8 protein-coding genes are annotated in these 16,509 nt (G+C 73.5%); all 8 read right to left on the minus strand.

Features of this window, described 5'->3' with window-relative positions:
* Positions 1-14: 14 nt before the first annotated feature.
* The 8 genes from NOO62_RS04175 to NOO62_RS04210 all read right to left on the minus strand — a co-directional run bounded on the left by NOO62_RS04175 (position 15) and on the right by NOO62_RS04210 (position 16,430).
* Entirely contained in the window at positions 15-1,433 is a 1,419-nt protein-coding gene (locus tag NOO62_RS04175; protein ID WP_268769533.1) for an MDR family MFS transporter, read from the minus strand.
* Entirely contained in the window at positions 1,430-11,422 is a 9,993-nt protein-coding gene (locus NOO62_RS04180) for a non-ribosomal peptide synthetase (RefSeq protein WP_268769534.1), read from the minus strand. The genes NOO62_RS04175 and NOO62_RS04180 overlap by 4 nt, the downstream gene beginning before the upstream one ends.
* Before the next feature lies 1 nt (position 11,423).
* Entirely contained in the window at positions 11,424-12,209 is a 786-nt protein-coding gene (locus tag NOO62_RS04185; protein ID WP_268769535.1) for an ABC transporter ATP-binding protein, read from the minus strand.
* Complete coding sequence (locus NOO62_RS04190; RefSeq protein ID WP_268775461.1) at positions 12,206-13,147, minus strand: FecCD family ABC transporter permease; 942 nt, start codon at positions 13,145-13,147, stop codon at positions 12,206-12,208. Before NOO62_RS04190 ends, NOO62_RS04185 begins: the two co-directional genes overlap by 4 nt.
* 74 nt (positions 13,148-13,221) lie before the next feature.
* Positions 13,222-14,247 (minus strand): FecCD family ABC transporter permease, encoded by a 1,026-nt coding sequence (locus tag NOO62_RS04195; protein WP_268769536.1) that lies wholly within the window; start codon positions 14,245-14,247, stop codon positions 13,222-13,224.
* Positions 14,244-15,239, minus strand: a complete 996-nt coding sequence (locus NOO62_RS04200) for an ABC transporter substrate-binding protein (RefSeq protein WP_268769537.1) — start codon at positions 15,237-15,239, stop codon at positions 14,244-14,246. Before NOO62_RS04200 ends, NOO62_RS04195 begins: the two co-directional genes overlap by 4 nt.
* A gap of 103 nt (positions 15,240-15,342) precedes the next feature.
* Complete coding sequence (locus tag NOO62_RS04205; protein WP_268769538.1) at positions 15,343-16,194, minus strand: siderophore-interacting protein; 852 nt, start codon at positions 16,192-16,194, stop codon at positions 15,343-15,345.
* Complete coding sequence (locus NOO62_RS04210; protein WP_055569977.1) at positions 16,191-16,430, minus strand: phosphopantetheine-binding protein; 240 nt, start codon at positions 16,428-16,430, stop codon at positions 16,191-16,193. Before NOO62_RS04210 ends, NOO62_RS04205 begins: the two co-directional genes overlap by 4 nt.
* Between the last annotated feature and the right edge of the window lie 79 nt (positions 16,431-16,509).

A 16,509-nucleotide genomic window follows, 5' to 3' on the forward strand; every position in this document is an offset into this window, starting at 1 on the left:
GCTCCCCCCTTCGTCTATCTCCTGGGCTGGGTCCTCGGCAGTCTCGTCGCCCCCGCGGCGGCGAGCAGGCAGAAGCCGAGGACCCACCAGAAGGTGTCGGCGAACGCCGAGGAGATGTCGGGGCCCCGGTCGGCGAGCCGGTTCTCCAGGACCACGGCGAGTGCGGCCGTGCCGACCGAACCGCCCACCGTGTTGAGCAGGTTGAGTGCTCCCGCCGCGCGCGGGAGCTGTTCGGGTTCGATGCGGCTGTAGACGATGTTCATCACGGGTGCGCCGATCATCGCCATGCCGATGCCGCGGACCGCGAGCGCCGCGATGATCACCGCGTCCGGGGGTTCATGACCCAGCTGGGTGAACGGGGCCGTCCCGGCCAGGATCAGGACGATGCCCGCGACGACCAGGGTCCGCGGCGCGACCTTGTCGATGGTGCGGTTGACCAGGACGGAACCGGCCGCCGCGCCGACGCCCTGCGGGGCGAGCAGCAGCCCGGCCTCCCACGCGGAGAGGCCGCGGCCGCTCTGGAAGTACAGCGGCAGCAGGAACGTCGTGCCGAACACCGACGCGCCGAGGACGACCAGCGCGAGGGCCGCGGCCCCGAAGGGCGGCCGGGCGAACAGCCGCGGGTCGACCAGCGGGGTGGCGCGGGTCCGCAGGCCGTGCACGGCGAAGCCCGCCAGCATCGCGAGACCCGCCGTCACACCGAGCACCGCGGGCAGGTCACGGCCGTGGGCGACCTCGGTCAGCCCGTACACCAGGACGGCGAGACCGGGCGAGAGCAGCAGGGCGCCCCGCAGGTCGAAGGCCGTGCGCCGGGGTGCCGGGGGCACCGCGGGCACGTAGCGGCGGGCGAGGACGGCAGCGACCACGCCGATCGGCAGGTTGACGAGGAACAGCCACGGCCAGGACGCCGTGCTGAGGATGGCGCCGCCGACCAGCGGGCCGAACACCGGTGACAGCAGCGGGACGACGGCGACGACGCTGATCACACGGCCGGTGCGGTTGCGGCCCGCGACGCGGGCGAGCAGCGCCTGGCCGGTCGCGGGCAGCAGCCCGCCGCCGAGCCCCTGGATCACCCGGAACACGATGAGGCTGGTCGCCGACCAGGCGAGCGCGCACAGCACCGAGCCGACCAGGAACACGCCCACCGCGGCGAGCCAGGTGCGCCGGCCGCCGAAGCGGTCGGCCAGCCAGCCGGAGGCGGGCACGGCCGCGACGACGGCAAGGAGGTAGGCGGTGCTGACCCACTGGATGTCGGCCACCGAGGCGTCGAAATCCTCGGTGAGGCGGTCGATGCCGACGCTGACGATGGTGGCGTCCAGCGTGGCCATGAAGGTGCCCAGGACCAGGATGAACGCGACGCGCAGCAGCTGCCGGTCCACGCGGTCGGACGGTGGCGCGGCCGCCGCGGTCCGCCCCTGCGGAGCGCTGGTCATCGGCCCTCCAGGAGGTCGCGGACGTCGCGGTCGAGGTGCTCGTCCAAGGTGCGGAGCAGGGCGAGGAGTTCATCGGCGAGGCCGTCGACGCGCACCCCGGCGCGGTGGGCGAACACACCGGTCCATCCTTCGCCGTCCGGCATGACCGTCAGGGTCACCGGGTGGTGCGTGGACTCACGGAAGCGGGTGCCGACGACCGTGAGCCCGGGGGCGGGTTCGCGGAGGCGGTCCGGGTCGACCGGGTAGTTCTCGAAGACCACCAGGCTGTCGAAGAGCCTGCGCCGCCCGGTCAGCCGCTCCAGGTCGGAGAGGGCGACGTGGTGGTGCTCGACCAGTGCGCGCTGCCCGGCCTGGAGGCCGGCGAGCGTCTCTGCGAGGGTGCCCGCGAGCCGTGCGCGGACCGGGACGGTGTTGGCGAGGAGGCCGACGATCTCCTCGACGCCCGCGAGCTCCGGGGGACGGCAGGCGACCATGGCGCCGAAGCAGACGTCCGCGCGGCCGGAGCGGCGCGCGAGCAGCACCGACCAGGCGCCCTGCACCAGCGTGTTGCGGGTCAGGCCGCGGCGCGCGGCGAGGCGGGCGAGGGCGTCGACCAGGTCCGCGTCGAACGTGATGAGCGTGGGTTCCTGCCAGGCGGGGCCCGGTTCGCCGCTGCTCAGGTAGTCGCCTTCGGGCAGCCCGGCGAGCTCGGCGGCCCAGAGGTCGAGGTCCGGTTCGTGGTCGGCGCGCCAGCGCAGGTAGTCGCCGAACGGGACGGGGGCGGGCAGGTCGGGGGCGACGCCGCGGGTGCGCGCCGTGTAGAGGTCGAACAGCTCGGTGAGGATGCGCGGGGCCGACCAGCCGTCGGAGAGGACGTGGTGGCTGGTCATGACGAGGTGGGACCGGTCGGCGCCGTCGCGGATCACGGTCAGGCGCAGGAGCGGTCCTTCGGCGAGGTCGAACGGCTCGGCCAGGTCGGCCGCGAGGGCCTCGTCGGCGGGTCCTTCGACGACGCGGAAGTCCGGCCGCGGCGACTTGGGCAGCACCGCGAGATCGGCGGGGAACACCGCGCCGAGGTTCGGGTGTCGTGCCATCAGGTCGGCGCCCGCCGCGCGCAGGGCGTCGAGGTCGAGCGGGCCTTCGAGGGTGAACGTCGACTGCACGGTGTACGGGTCGGGGCGTTCGGTGCGCGAGTGCCGGAGCATCACTTCCTGGAGCGGGGTCAGCGGCTGGATCTCGGCGACGGGCCCGCCGCCGTCGAGTGCGCTGATCTCCGGCGCGGCGGCGAGTTCGAGGAGTGCCGTGCGCAGGCACTCGGCCAGCTCCTCCGCCTCGGCGGCGGTGAGCAGGGCCGCGGGCCAGGTGATGCGGACCCCGAGCGCGTCGTCGCGTACCAGGGCGTTGACCATCAGGCTGTGCGGCAGGGGCAGGTCGTCGGTGCCGCCGGAGCCGAGCGGGTCGGCGTCCGGTGACGGCTGCCACGGCGTCTCGTCGGTGGGTGCGCCGGGGAACTGGCCCAGGTAGTTCCAGGCGATCTCCGGCGTGGCGGGGTCGAGGAGTCCCGCCGAGATGAGGATGCCGTGTCCGAGTCCGTCGCCCTGGGCGCGCAGCCGTTCCTTGACCGCCTGCACGTCGTCGCCCGCGTCGAGGCGTACGGGGTGGACGGCGGTGAACCAGCCGACGGTCTGGGAGAGGTCGACGTGCTGCGGGCGGCCGTGGCTCTCCAGTGCGACCAGGACCTCCGGGGTTCCGCGCCAGGCCCGTACGGCGCGGGCGAGCGCCGTGAGCAGTACGGCGTCCGGCGTGCTGCGGTGGGCGGCGGGCAGGGTCGTGATCAGCGCGCGGGTCGCGTCGGTGTCGAGGTGGATCTCGTGGTGCCGTGCGGTGGCGACGGTGTCCCTGGCGGGGTCGAGCGGTGCGGTGAGGGCCGGGGTGGCGGTCATCCGCTGCCAGTGCGGGAGTTCGGCCCTGCGGTCGGCCTCGCGCAGGGCCAGTGCCCAGCCGAGGAAGGACTGTCCGTGCCGGGTCAACTCGCCGCCCGAGTAGGCGTGTTCGACGTCGTCGAGGAGGACGCGCCAGGACACGCCGTCGGCGACCAGGTGGTGGGCGACGAGGACGAGCCTGCCCGGCCTGTCGGGTCCGGCGTCCACCCACAGGGCGCGCAGCAGCGGTCCGGTGCGCGGGTCCATCGCGTCCCGGATGCCGGTGACGCAGGCGTCGATCAGGGTGCGCGGGTCGCCGTCGGCGGCGCGGACGACGGTGAGGATGTCGGCGCCGGTGACCGCGCCGGCCTGCGGGATGTGCAGCACGTCGGTGCCGAGGCGGGCCCGCAGCACGTCGTGCCGGGCGAGCAGCGCGTCGAGTACGGCCTGCCACTCCCCCGCGTCGCCGCCCGGCGGGACGCAGATCTCCACCCACTGGCAGAAGCCGTCGGCGGCGGTGCCCGCGCGGCGCAGCAGATCGCGCATGATCGGGGTGAGCGGCGCGTCGCCGGTCGCGGGTGCGTCGCCGCCGTCGAGGGTGCGGGCGCGGGCCGCGATGCCGGCGACCGTCGCTCCCTCGAAGACGTCACGCGCGGTCAGGCCGAGGCCCTGGCGGCGGGCGCGGGAGACGACTTGCAGCGACACGATGCTGTCGCCGCCGATGGCGAAGAAGTCGTCGTCGGGTCCGATGGCGTCGGTGCCGAGGACGTCACGGAAGACGCCGAGCAGGACCGCTTCGGCTTCGGTGGCGGGTTCGCGGCGGGCGGCGGCCACGGTCTCGGGGGCGGGCAGCGCGGTCGGGTCGAGCTTGCCGCTGGGGCTCAGCGGCAGCCGGTCGATGGGCACGAGCGCGGTCGGGACCATGTGGTCGGGGAGCTCCCGGGCCAGGAACTCCCGTACGCGCGTGGTGTCCAGGTCGGCGCCGTCGGTCGGGATGACGTAGCCGACGAGCCGTCCTTCGCGCACGATGACGGCGCAGGCGCGGACGTCGGGATGGCCGGTGAGGGTGGACTCGATCTCACCGAGTTCGACGCGGAAGCCGCGGACCTTGACCTGGTGGTCGACGCGGCCCAGGAACACCAACTGTCCGTCGGGCCGCCATCGCACCAGGTCACCGGTGCGGTACATGCGCTCGCCGGGCGGCCCGAACGGGTCGGCGACGAACCGCTCGGAGGTGAGCCCGGGACGCCCCAGGTAGCCGCGGGCCAGGCTGGGCCCCGCGAGGTACAGCTCACCCGTCACGCCGACGCCCGTCGGCTGGAGGCCGCCGTCGAGGACGTACGCCCGGACGTTCGGGTCGGGCAGGCCGATGGGCAGCGGCCCCTCGTCGTCCGGGTCGTAGTGCCAGGTCACGGAGTTGATGGTGACCTCGGTCGGGCCGTACGCGTTGAAGAGCGCCCGGCGGCCCCGGCCCCAGCGCCGCGCCAGTTCGGGGTCGAGGCGCTCGGCGCCGACGACGAAGAACACGTCGGGGTCGACGGTGCGGTCGTCGGGCATCGCGGCGAGGAACGAGGGCAGCAGGTTCACGCCCGTCACCCGGTGCTTCACGATGTAGTCGAGCAGTTCGTCGCCGGGGACGCGCACCTCCTCCGGGGCGATGACGGACGTGCCGCCGGAGAGGAGCGGCACCATCGTCTGCCAGAACGCGACGTCGAAGCTGGTCGACGCGAAGTGCAGGTACCGGTCGTGCTCGGTGACACCGACGACCTCCTCCTGGAGCGCGATCAGGTCGGGCACGCCCCGGTGGGTCACACCGACGCCCTTGGGGCGCCCGGTGGTTCCCGACGTGTAGATGACGTACGCGAGGGCGTCCTCGGTGAGCCGGGCGCGGGCCCCGGTCGGGTCGGTGTCCGGCGCGGCGGCGAGGGTGGTGGGGTCGTCGAGGCGCAGGACGGGGATGTCGCGGTCGACGGGCAGTTCGGCGCCGGTCGACACGACGGCCGCCGGGGCGATGTCGTCGAACATGTACGCGAGCCGCTCCCGGGGGTAGCTCGCGTCCATCGGCACGTACACCGCACCGGCCTTGGCCACGCCGAACAGCGCGACGGTCATCTCGATGTCGCGGCCGAGCAGCACGGCGACCGGGTCCTGCGGCCGTACGCCGCGGGCGATCAGCGCGTGGGCGAGGCGGTTGGCCTCCCGGTCGAGTTCGGTGTAGCTGAGGCTGCGGTCGCGGCAGACCAGGGCCTCGGCGTCGGGCTTGCGGTGCACCTGGGCGGCGAATTCGTCGAGCCAGTGGCCGCGGGCCTTGGCGGGGACGATCTCGGTGCCGGTGCGCAGGATCCGCTCGCGCTCGTCGGCGTCGAGGGCGGGCAGCCGCAGGGCGGGGCGCGCCGGGTCGGCGACGATCTCGCGCAGGAGGTTGTGCAGCCAGCGGCCGTAGTCGCGGACGGTGTGCGCGTCGAAGGCGCGCGGCTGGTAGCCGAGGCCGATGGTGATCTCGTCGTCGGGGATGACGATGACGGTGAGCGCGTAGTGCGTGGCGTCGGTGATGTCGACGCCCGTCAGGTCGAGTCCGGGGGCGAGCGGGGTGCGCTTCCTGCTGGACAGCGGGAAGTTCTCCATCACCAGCATGGTGTCGAAGAGTTCGCCGACGCCGACCGCCCGCTGGATGCCGGGCAGGCCGACGTGGTGGTGCTCGGCGAGCGTGACGCTCTCGGCGTGCACGTGCGCCATGAGGTCGCTCGTGCTCTGGTCCTGGGTGTGCCGTACGCGCACCGGGATGGTGGTGCCGAGCTGGCCGATCATCGACTCCACGCCCGGGACCTCGGCGGGGCGGCCCGAGACGGGGCAGCCGAAGACGACGTCGCGGCGCCCGGTGAGCTTGCCGAGGAGCAGGCCCCACGCGGTCTGGAGGACCGTGGTGAGGGTGACGCCCTGTTCGCGGGCGAAGGCGCGCAGCCGGTCGCTGAACTCGCGGTCCAGCGTGACGCTTTCACGACCGGGCCGCTCGACGGCGGTGCCGACCGTGGCGGGGGCGAGGCGCGTCGCGTCGTCGACCCCGGCGAGCGCGTCCCGCCAGGCGCCGACCGACGCCTCGTGGTCGCGGTCCGCGAGCCACCGGAAGTACTCGGACAGCGGCGGGGCGACGGGGGCGACGGGGCCGCCGGTCAGCTCGGCGTAGAGGGCGAGGAGGGTGCGGCCGACGATCGGCATGGACCAGCCGTCGAGCAGCGCGTGGTGGTTGGTGATGACGAGCTTGTGCTCGTCGGGGCCGACGCGGGAGAGCAGGAAGCGGATGAGCGGCGGGCGCGCCGGGTCGAAGGGGCGCTCCAGGTCCTCGCGGGCGGCTTCGGGGAACCGGTCGTCCTCGCGCCAGTCGAGGCTGACGTCGGCGGGGATCACCTGCACCACGTCGTCGCCCGCCGTGCCCAGGTACACGCGCAACGCGGGGTGGCGGCGCAGCAGTTCGCGGGCGGCCTCGGCCATCACCTCGGGCCGCACCTCGCCGACGAGCGTCGTCACGGCCTGTACGACGTAGACGTCGGCTTCGTGGTCGTCGCGGACGAGGGTGTGGAAGGAGAGGCCGACCTGGAGCGGTGTGGCGGGCAGGACGTCGGCGACGCGTCCGGTGCGTTCGAGGGCGTCGATGGTGGGCTGGTCGAGGTCGACCAGCGGCAGGTCCGACGGGGTGAGTCCGCCGGAGGTGTGGCGCGCGTGCTCGGCGAGGGCGTCCAGCGCGGCGGCCCAGGCGGTTTGCAGCTCCGCGACCGCTTCGGCGCCGAGCACCTCGGAGGCCGCCGTCCACTCGACGGCGAGCCGGGGCGCGCCCTCCTCGTGGACGAAGCAGTTGAGGGCGAGGACCTGTTCGAGTGCCTTGGCGTCGGGCTCGATGACGGAGAACGCGTCCCGCTCGGGCAGCCGCCAATCGGTGCCGGGCAGCGAGCCGAAGCGGCCCAGGTAGTTCAGCAGGACGTCGGGCGGCGCGACGGCGCCGAGCTCGGCGCCCGCCTCCGGGTCGAGGTGGCGCAGGACGCCGTAGCCGATCCCGGCGTCGGGAACACCGCGCCGGGCCTCCTTGGCCGCCCGCAGCACCTGCCCCACGCCGCCGTCGGCCAGGGGGACGCGCACCGGGTACTCGCTGGTGAACCAGCCGACGGTGCGCGACAGGTCGAGGTGTTCGCGGCCGTGGCCCTCCATGGTGACGGTCACCGCGTCGTCGACCGGCCCCCACGCGCGCAGGGCGAGCACCAGTGCGGCGAGCAGTACTTCGTCGACCCCGGCGCGGTAGGCCGCGGGCAGCGTGGTGAGCAGCGCCTCGGTGGCCTCGGGCGAGGCCACGGTGACGGACCGGCGGGCGGTCGCGACCGTGTCCTGCTTCTGGTCGAGGGGGCGGGCGCCGATGCGGGACGCGGCGCCGAGGGCGGCGCGCCAGTGGTCGAGTTCGGGGCGGCGGGCGCCGGACGTGCCCTGCTCGGCGAGGAGCGTGGCGTGGCGCCGCCATGACGTGCCGGCGGGTTCGAGCACGGCGCCCGTGCAGGCGGTGTGCAGGTCGGGCAGGAGGATGCGCCAGGACACGCCGTCCATGGCGAGGTGGTGGACGACGACGACGAGCCGGTCCGGCGTGTCGGCGCCGGTACGGAGCAGCGCGGCCCGCACCAAGTCGCCTGTACGCGGGTCGAGTTGGGCGGCGAGGCGTTCGGCGAGCACGGTGACGTCCTCGCCGTGGACCTCGTCGACGACGGCGCGCACCGCGCCGCGGGGCAGCACGTCGAGTCCGTCGTCCACGCGCAGCCGCAGCGCGTCGTGGTGGTCGAGCACCGCCTGTACGCCCGCGACCAGGTCGCCGTAGGTGAGGTCGTCGACGTGCAGGGCGGTCCACTGGGCGTATCCGGCGACGGTGTCGACGTCCGGGTGCGGGTCGAGGAGGCCGCGCACGATGGGCGGCGCGGGCACGGGGCCGGTCGGCTCGTCCACCGGGCCCGCGACGTCCTCCACGAGGGTGGCGGAGGCGGCGAGCGCGGCGAAGCTGCGGCGGGCGAGGAGGTCACGCGGCCGCAGTTCGAGGCCCTTGGCCCGCAGGCGGCTGCTGAGGGAGATCGCGGTGATGCTGTCGCCGCCGAGGGAGAAGAAGTCGTCGTCGACGCCGACGCGTTCGACCTCGAAGACGTCGGCGAGCACGGCGCACAGGATCCGTTCCCGCTCGGTGCTCGGCTCGCGGCCGCCGCCGGAGGCCGCGGGCGCGGGCAGGGCGGCCCGGTCGAGCTTGCCGTTGGTGGTGACGGGCAGCTCGTCGAGGACCACCACGGCCGCGGGCACCATGTGCTCGGGCAGCCGTGCGGCCAGTTCGGCGCGGACCGCGTCACCGGTGACGGAGGTGGAGACGACGTAGCCGATGAGTCGGGAGGAGCGGACGGTGGCGGCGGCCGCGGTGACGCCGGGCACGGCACCGAGCGCGGCCTCTACCTCGCCGGTCTCCACGCGGTGGCCGCGGATCTTGACCTGTCCGTCGCCGCGGCCCAGGTAGGTGAGGCCGCGGCCCGGTATCCAGCGGGCGAGGTCGCCGGTGCGGTACATGCGCTCACCGGGCGGGCCGAAGGGATCGGCGACGAACCGGTCCGCGGTCGCTCCGGGGCGGCCGAGGTAGCCGCGGGCCAGGTGCGGGCCCGCCAGGTACAGCTCGCCGGTGCGGCCGTGCGAGACCGGTTGCAGCGCGCTGTCCAGGACGTAGACACGGGTGCCCGCGAGGGGGTGGCCGATGGTCGGCTCGCCGCCGTCGATGCGGGCGGTGGTGGCGTCGACGGTGGCTTCGGTCGGGCCGTACATGTTGCGTGCGGTGAGGCCGGACGCGGCGACGCGCTGCCACAGGGCGGGCGGGGTGGCTTCGCCGCCGAGGACGAGGAGCGTGGGCCTGCGGTCGAGGAGGCCGCCGTCGATCAGCGGCGCGGCCATGGACGGCGTGGTGTCGACGACGTCGATGGCGTCGCGGGCGTACGCGGCGAGCAGGGCGTCGGCGTCGCGGGCGGTCTCGCTGTCGTACACGTGGAGGCGGTGCCCGCACAGCAGCCAGATCAGGTGGTCGAACGCGGAGTCGAAGGCGAACGAGTAGGTGTGGGAGACGTGCAGCTGCCTGCCCGCGGCGCCCTCGGCCTCGGCGACGACGGTCGAGCGCTGGTGGTGCAGGAGCGCGGCGAGGCCGCCGGCCCGGCCGAGCACGCCCTTGGGGCGGCCGGTCGATCCGGAGGTGTGGATGACGTAGGCGAGGTGTTCGGGGTGGCGGGGCGCGGCCAGTTCACCAGCGGCCAGGGGGGCGCCGGATAGGGCGGCGGCCTCGTCGAGCAGCGTGCTCCACGGCACTCCGTCGATGTCGTCGGCGGCGGTGAGCACCAGCGCGGGGCGGGTGTCGTCGATGAGGCCGCGCAGCCGCTCGGTGGGGTACGCGGTGTCCAGGGGCAGGAAGGCGGCGCCCGCGTCGAGTACGGCGAGGAGGGCGACGACCGAGTCGGCGGAGCGGGGCAGTGCGAGGGCGACGACGTCGTCGGTTCCGATGGAGCGGGCGCGCAGGGCGCGGGCGATTCGGTGGACACGGTCGGCCAGTTCGGCCGCGGTCAGCCGGTCGTCGCCGCACACCAGGGCGGTGTGCCCGGGGTCGGCGGCGACCATCGCGTCGAACGCGGCCGGGATGTCGGCGGGGGTGCCGGGCAGGGCGGGCGGGCACCAGGCCGCGAGGAGGCGCTCGGTGTCCTGCGCGCTGCCCGCGAGCGGGATACGCCCGACGGGCCGGCCGTCGATCAGTCCGGCGAGCAGGGCGCGCAGGCCGGAGAGTAGGCCGTCCACGGAGGCCTGGTCCTGGGACCTGGCGTCGACCTCGAAGCCGAGCAGCAGTCCCCCGTCGCGGGCCGGCAGGACGCTCAGGCCCATGTCCTCGGGCGGGCCGCCCGCGACGTTGCGCATCACGCCGCCGGCGCCCGCGAAGTCGAGGGCGAGGTCGAAGGCCTTGAGGTTGATGCCGCGTCCGTGCAGGAGCGCGCCCGCGCCGGGCACGCCGAGGTCGCGGGGCAGGTCCTCGCCGCGGTAGCGCTGGTGGTCGCGCATCTCCTTCATGGCGGTGGCGACGCGACGGCTCAACTCGCCGAGTCCGTCGCCCGGTTGCACGGTGACGCGCAGCGGCAGCACGTTGACGGCCATGGCGGGCGTGCGCAGTTCGACCGATCCGGTGCGGCACATGAGCGGCAGCGCGAAGACGACGTCGGTGCGGGCCAGCATGCGGTGCAGGAAGGCGGCGTAGGAGGCGATGAGTGCCTCGCCCCAGGTGACGCCCTCGGTGTCGGCGAACGCGCGGAGTGCGGTCGTCTCCTCGGGGGTGAGGGCGGTGCGGGCGGTCAGCGTGCTGTCGGGCGCGCCCGCGGCGGTGTCGGCTTCGGCGTGGTGGCCGAGTTCGGGGAGCGGGGTGAACCGCTCGACCCAGTACGCGCGGTCGTCGGTGAAGCGGTCGCTCTCGCGGTAGGCGCGGTCGGCCTCGACGAGGGCGGCGAACCCGCCGAACGTCGACTTGCGGGGCTCGGTGCCGTTGACGAGGGCGGTGTAGCGGGCGGCGGTGCGGCGGGCGAGCATCGCGGCGGTGTAGCCGTCGAAGATCAGGTGGTGGCCGAGCTGGGTGTACCAGACCTCGCGGTCGGAGAGCCGGATGACGGTCCGTGCGTACAGCGGCCGGTCCACCATGCCGCGGCAGGCGGCGCCCGTCCTGGCCCGTTCGGCGTCGACGAGCGCGTGCGCGGCGGCCACCGGGTCGGGGTCGCCGCTGACGTCGATCACCTCGGGCGCGGCGACGGGCTCCTGAGCGACCGTCTGGCGCGGCCCCTCCGGCGTGTCGTACACGCGCAGCCGCAGCGTCTCGGCTTCCTCGGTGGTCGCCCGGACGGCCTCGACCAGCGCGTCGACGTCGACGGGTTCGCTGCCGGATATCTCCACGACGTCGCCGACCACGTAGTACGGCGAGTCCGGCTCGAGGCGCTGCGCGTTCCAGATGCCCAGCTGGGCTCCGGTCAGGGGGAGCAGGCCGTCCGAGGAGACGCTTGCGGTGCTCAACTCAATCTCCTTGCAGGGTGGGGACGACCATCGGCGTGTCGGTGACCGGGTCGGGGACGATGATGCTCGGCAGGTCGAAGACGTCCTTGATCAGCGCGGCGTCCACGATGTCCCCGGGGTCGCCCTCGGCGATGACCCGGCCGTCCTTCATGGCGACGAGGTGGTCGGCGAAGCGGCACGCCTGGTTGATGTCGTGGAGTACGGCGATGACGGTGCGGCCCTCGTTGCGCAACCTGGCGAGCAGGCCGAGCAGTTGGTACTGGTGGGTGATGTCGAGGAACGACGTCGGCTCGTCGAGGAGGAGGTAGGGCGTCTCCTGGGCGAGGACCATGGCCATCCACACGCGCTGGCGCTGTCCGCCGGACAGTTCCTGCGCGGGCCGGTCGCCGAGGTCCTCGACGCCCGCGGCCACCATCGCCTCGGCGATGGCCGCGTCGTCGTCCGGTGAGCGCAGGGCGAGCAGCGACTGGTGCGGGAAGCGGCCCCTGGCCACGAGCTGGCGGACCTTGATGTCCTCGGGGGCCAGGGGGTCCTGCGGCAGGAAGCCGAGTTGCTTGGCGAGGGCCTTGGCGGGGTAGCCGCCGACTTCGCGGCCGTCGAACTCCACGTGCCCCTCGTGGGGGCGCAGCAGCCGGACGAGGGCGCGCAACAGGGTGGATTTCCCACAGGCGTTGGGGCCCACGATGGCGGTGAACGCGCCGTCGGGGACGTCCAGGTTCAGCCGTGTGGAGACCACCCGGTCTCCGTAGCGCAGGGTGATGTCCCGCGCGGTCAGGCGTGCGGTCACGCGCGCGCCACCTCCTTACTGAGGAGCCAGATCAAGTAGCAGCCGCCGATCGCGGTGCTCACCACGCCGACCGGCAGGGCGACGGGTGCGAGGAGCATCTGGGCGACGAGGTCGGCGCCCTGGAGCAGTACCGCGCCGGTCAGCGCGGCCGGGAGCAGCGGTACGCCCGCGGCGCCCGCGAGCCTGCGGCCGATCTGCGGGGCGGCGAGGGCGATGAACGCGATGGGTCCCGCGACGGCGGTCACCGTGGCGGTGCAGCCGACGCCGACGAGCACCATGAGCAGCCGGAGCCTGCCCAGTCCGACGCCGGTGGTCACGGCGATCGCGTCGCCGAGGGACGCCTGGTGCATGGCGTGCGCCCGCGACGCCATCAGGGCCAGGAGCACGGCGATGACCGTGAACGGGATGCCCAGGTCCTCCCAGCCGACGCCGGCGAGGGAGCCCGCGCTCCAGCCGACCGCGGCGATCGCCACTTCCAGGTCCGCGCGGAGCACGATCCACGAGTTGATCGCGGTGACCATCGCGTTGACGGCGATGCCGATCACCACGAGGCGCAGCCCGGAGAAGCCCCGGTCGAACGAGAGGAGGTAGATCACGGCGGCGATGATCAGGCCGCCGACCACCGAGCCGGTGGCCAGTTGGGCGGAGGTGCCGGACAGGACGGTGAGGGCGAAGAGGGCGCCGGTGTAGGCGCCCGCGTCGAGGCCGATCACGTCCGGGCTGCCCAGCGGGTTGCGGGTGAGGTTCTGGAAGATCGCTCCGGCGACGCCGAGGGCGGCGCCGAAGACGAGACCGGCCAGGACGCGGGGCAGCCGCCAGTCGGAGATGACCACGGAGCGGTCGGTGCCGGTCAGCGACGCGAACACCTCGCCGGGGGTGGACCATGACGTGCCGTAGCAGAGTCCGAGCAGGCCGAGGCCGAGCATCAGGACGGTCATGACGGCGACGAGGACCACCGTGCGGCGTTCGGTTCTCGGTATGAGTGTGTGCACGCTTTTCGTCACGAGTGTGTTCACAGGGAGCCCGCCCCGTAGCGGCGCACGGCCCAGATCAGCATGGGTCCGCCGAGGAACGCGGTCACGATGGCCACGGGCACTTCGCCGGTGGGCAGCAGGACGCGCGAGCCGATGTCGGCGACGAGGAGCAGGATGGGGCCGAGCACCATCGTGTAGAGGATCAGCCACGGCACGGAACCGCCCGCGGGCCTGCGGACCAGGTGCGGCACGATCAGGCCGACGAACAGGATGGGTCCCGCCACCGCCGTCGCCGCGCCGCTGAGCACGGTGATCAGTGCGAGTGCGGCGATGCGCACCCGTCCGACGTTGGCGCCCAGGGTGTGCGCGACGGTCTCGCCGAGCGACAGGGCGTTGAGCGCCCGGCTCAGGAGCAGCGCGCCGATCAGGGCGAGGGCGATCACCGTCACCGGCAGGGCCATGGGGGCCTGTTCGCGGGCCGCGAGCGAGCCGACCGACCAGAAGCGGTACGCGTCGAAGGTGTCGGGCAGCATCAGCCGCAGGCCCAGGGCTACGCCGTTCAGTACGGCGGTCAGGGCGACGCCCGCGAGCACCAGGCGCAGCGGCGAGTGCCGTCCGACGGCGACGACGAGGAGCGCGGCGACAACCGATCCGATGACCGCGAAGCCCAGCTCACCCGCCTGGTTGACCGTCAGTCCGAGGGCGGAGCCGATGGTGATGGAGAACCCGGCGCCCGCGGTGACCCCGAGGATGCCGGGTTCCGCGAGCGGGTTGCGGGCCAGCGTCTGGATGAGGGCGCCCGCCACCGCGAGGGCGGCGCCCACCGCGATGGCGAGCAGGGCGCGCGGTGCGCGGACGTCCCGCACGATCACGTGGTCGTCGTTGCTGCCCTGGTAGTCGAAGAGGGCCCGCACGACCTCGCCGGGCGCGACCGAGCGGGCGCCGATGCCGATGCTGAGCACGGCGACGACGGCGAGCAGCGCCAGGCCGCCGACGAGCAGGCCGGTCCGCGGGACGGCCTTTCTGGTTCCGGCCGCCTCACAGGCGCGGCCCGCGACGGTCACCGCTTCAGGAGCGGAGCGAACGACGTGTCGATCGCGTCCAGGGTCTGCATGGCCTGCCCGTAGGTCGCGGCCTCGGTGTAGCGGATCGGGAAGGTCTTGCCGGCCTTGACCGCGGGCAGGTTCTTCCAGAGCTTGGAGTCCATGACGTACTTGACCGGCTTGGGGACGCTGCCGTCGGGGTTGACGGAGTAGGTGATGGCGTCGGCCTTGCCGAGGGCGTCCGGCAGTTCCTCGATGGAGGGGTACTCACTGACGGCCTTCGAGCCCGGGCCGGGCTTCTTGACCTTGCCGTAGTACTTCGCGCCGACGTCCTCGGCGATGTTGGTGCCCCACGAGCCGCCGAACTCGCGCTGGAACGTGCCCTTCGCGGTCTCGCCGTACGCGCCGACGTGGCCGAGCTTCAGCTTGGGCAGCACGTCCGCGTACTTCTTGGACAGCTTGCCGGCCTTTGCCTCGTACGTGGCCTTGGCGGCATCGAACTTCTTCAGCGCGCCCGCCGCGTCGGACTGCTTGTGGGCCAGGTCGCGCCAGGCGGACGGCACGGTCGGGCCGACCGCGACGACGGGGGCGATGCCTTCGAGCCGCTTGACGTCGATGTCGCCGAGGACCGGGGCGGGGACACCGATGACGATCAGGTCGGGCTCGGCCTCGGCGATGGCCTCGTAGTTGGTCTCGGTCGCCAGCTCGCCCGCCACCTTGGGCGTCTTCTTGTACGTGGCGAGGTCCTGCTTGCTCATCATCGACTCGCCCCGCTTCCAGGACGAGATGCCGACGAGGGGCGCGCCGCCCTCGATCAGGGCCGGGACGGCATAGCCGGTGGCCACCACACGCTTCGGGTCGGACGGGATGGTGATCTTGCCGTTGTCGGCGGCGAACACCCGCGTCTTGCCCTTGCCGGTGTCGTCCGAGCCTCCGTCGGACGATCCGCACCCGGTCACCATCAGCGCCAGCGCCACGGCACCGACCAGGCCCGACGATCTGCGTATGGACATGTTTCGCTCCTTGTTGCTTAGGTAAGGCTCACCTTAGTAGATGGCCCTCGCGGCAGGTCAATCGGGGCGCGCAACGATTTCGCGCGCCCGTACTGCCGGTTTGTCAGTGATCGTCCTCGTCGAAGTCGGCGACGCCGCGCTTCCAGTACCCGGTGATGTCGTGGTCGGCCTTGCCGAGCCCCAACTCGTCGCGGACCCAGCGGCGCAGGGGCTTGATCTGCCCGGCCTCGCCGGCGACCCACACGTAGACACGCTCCCCCTCGGGCACGGTCACGGCGGTCACGGCCCGCTCGAGCGCGCCACCCGAACCCGCGGGCAGTCCGCCGCGGTGCAGCCAGTGCACCTCGAAGCCCTCGGGCGCGGACAGCTCGATCTCCTCTGCGGCGTCGGCGACTTCGACGAACGCCCAGCCCTTGGCGGTCCGCGGCAGCTCCTCCAGCCGGCGGGCGATGGCGGGCAGGGCCGTGATGTCGCCCGCGAGCAGGTAGCGGTCGTACGTGTGCGGGACGATCAGCCCCCCGGGCGGGCCCGCGACGTGCACGACGGCACCGGGCTCGACCGCGTGCGCCCAGTCCGAGGCGAGGCCGCCGTCGTGCGGGACGATGTCGATGTCGAGTTCGCCCGTGACGGGGTCGTAGCGGCGCACGGTGTACTCGCGCGAGGTGGGCGCGGGCCGGGGCCAGCGCAGCATCGCCCCGTCGCGCTCGGGCAGCCGCAATTCGCCGTCCGGCTCCGGGAAGATGAGCTTCACGTGCTCGTCCGGGGCGTGCGCCTCGAACCCCTCGGTGCCGGGACCGCCCAGGGTCAGCCGCAGCAGGCCCTCGCCGACCTTGGCGGTGCGGACGACCTCGGCCTCCCGGATGCCGATCGGGTAGCCCACCTTCTCGGCGTGCAGCCCCTCGCGGACCTCGGCGATCCGGTCCAGGTGACGGTGGCGGTGGTCGACGCGGGTCACGCGGCACGCTCCGTCAGGAGAGCCGTCCAGTGGCCCAGTTCGGGCTGCTCGGCCAGGTCGGGGAATTCCAGCGTGGTCGCTCCCGCGGCACGCCACCGCTGAACCAGGGTCATGATCCGCACCGAGTCGAGACCGAGGTCGAACAGGTCCTCGTCGGGCGCGATCTCGGCGGGGTCGCAGTCGAGCAGCTCCGCGATATCGGCTCGGACACGCTCGGGCGACAAGGTCTGGTTCATCGGGTGGCTCCTTCAAAACGCGCAGCGCGGACTCTCTCCCCTGGTCCACACTCAGGAAAGGCTAACCTAACTTAATCAT

It is taken from the genome of Streptomyces sp. Je 1-369 (assembly GCF_026810505.1).
Lineage (GTDB): Bacteria > Actinomycetota > Actinomycetes > Streptomycetales > Streptomycetaceae > Streptomyces.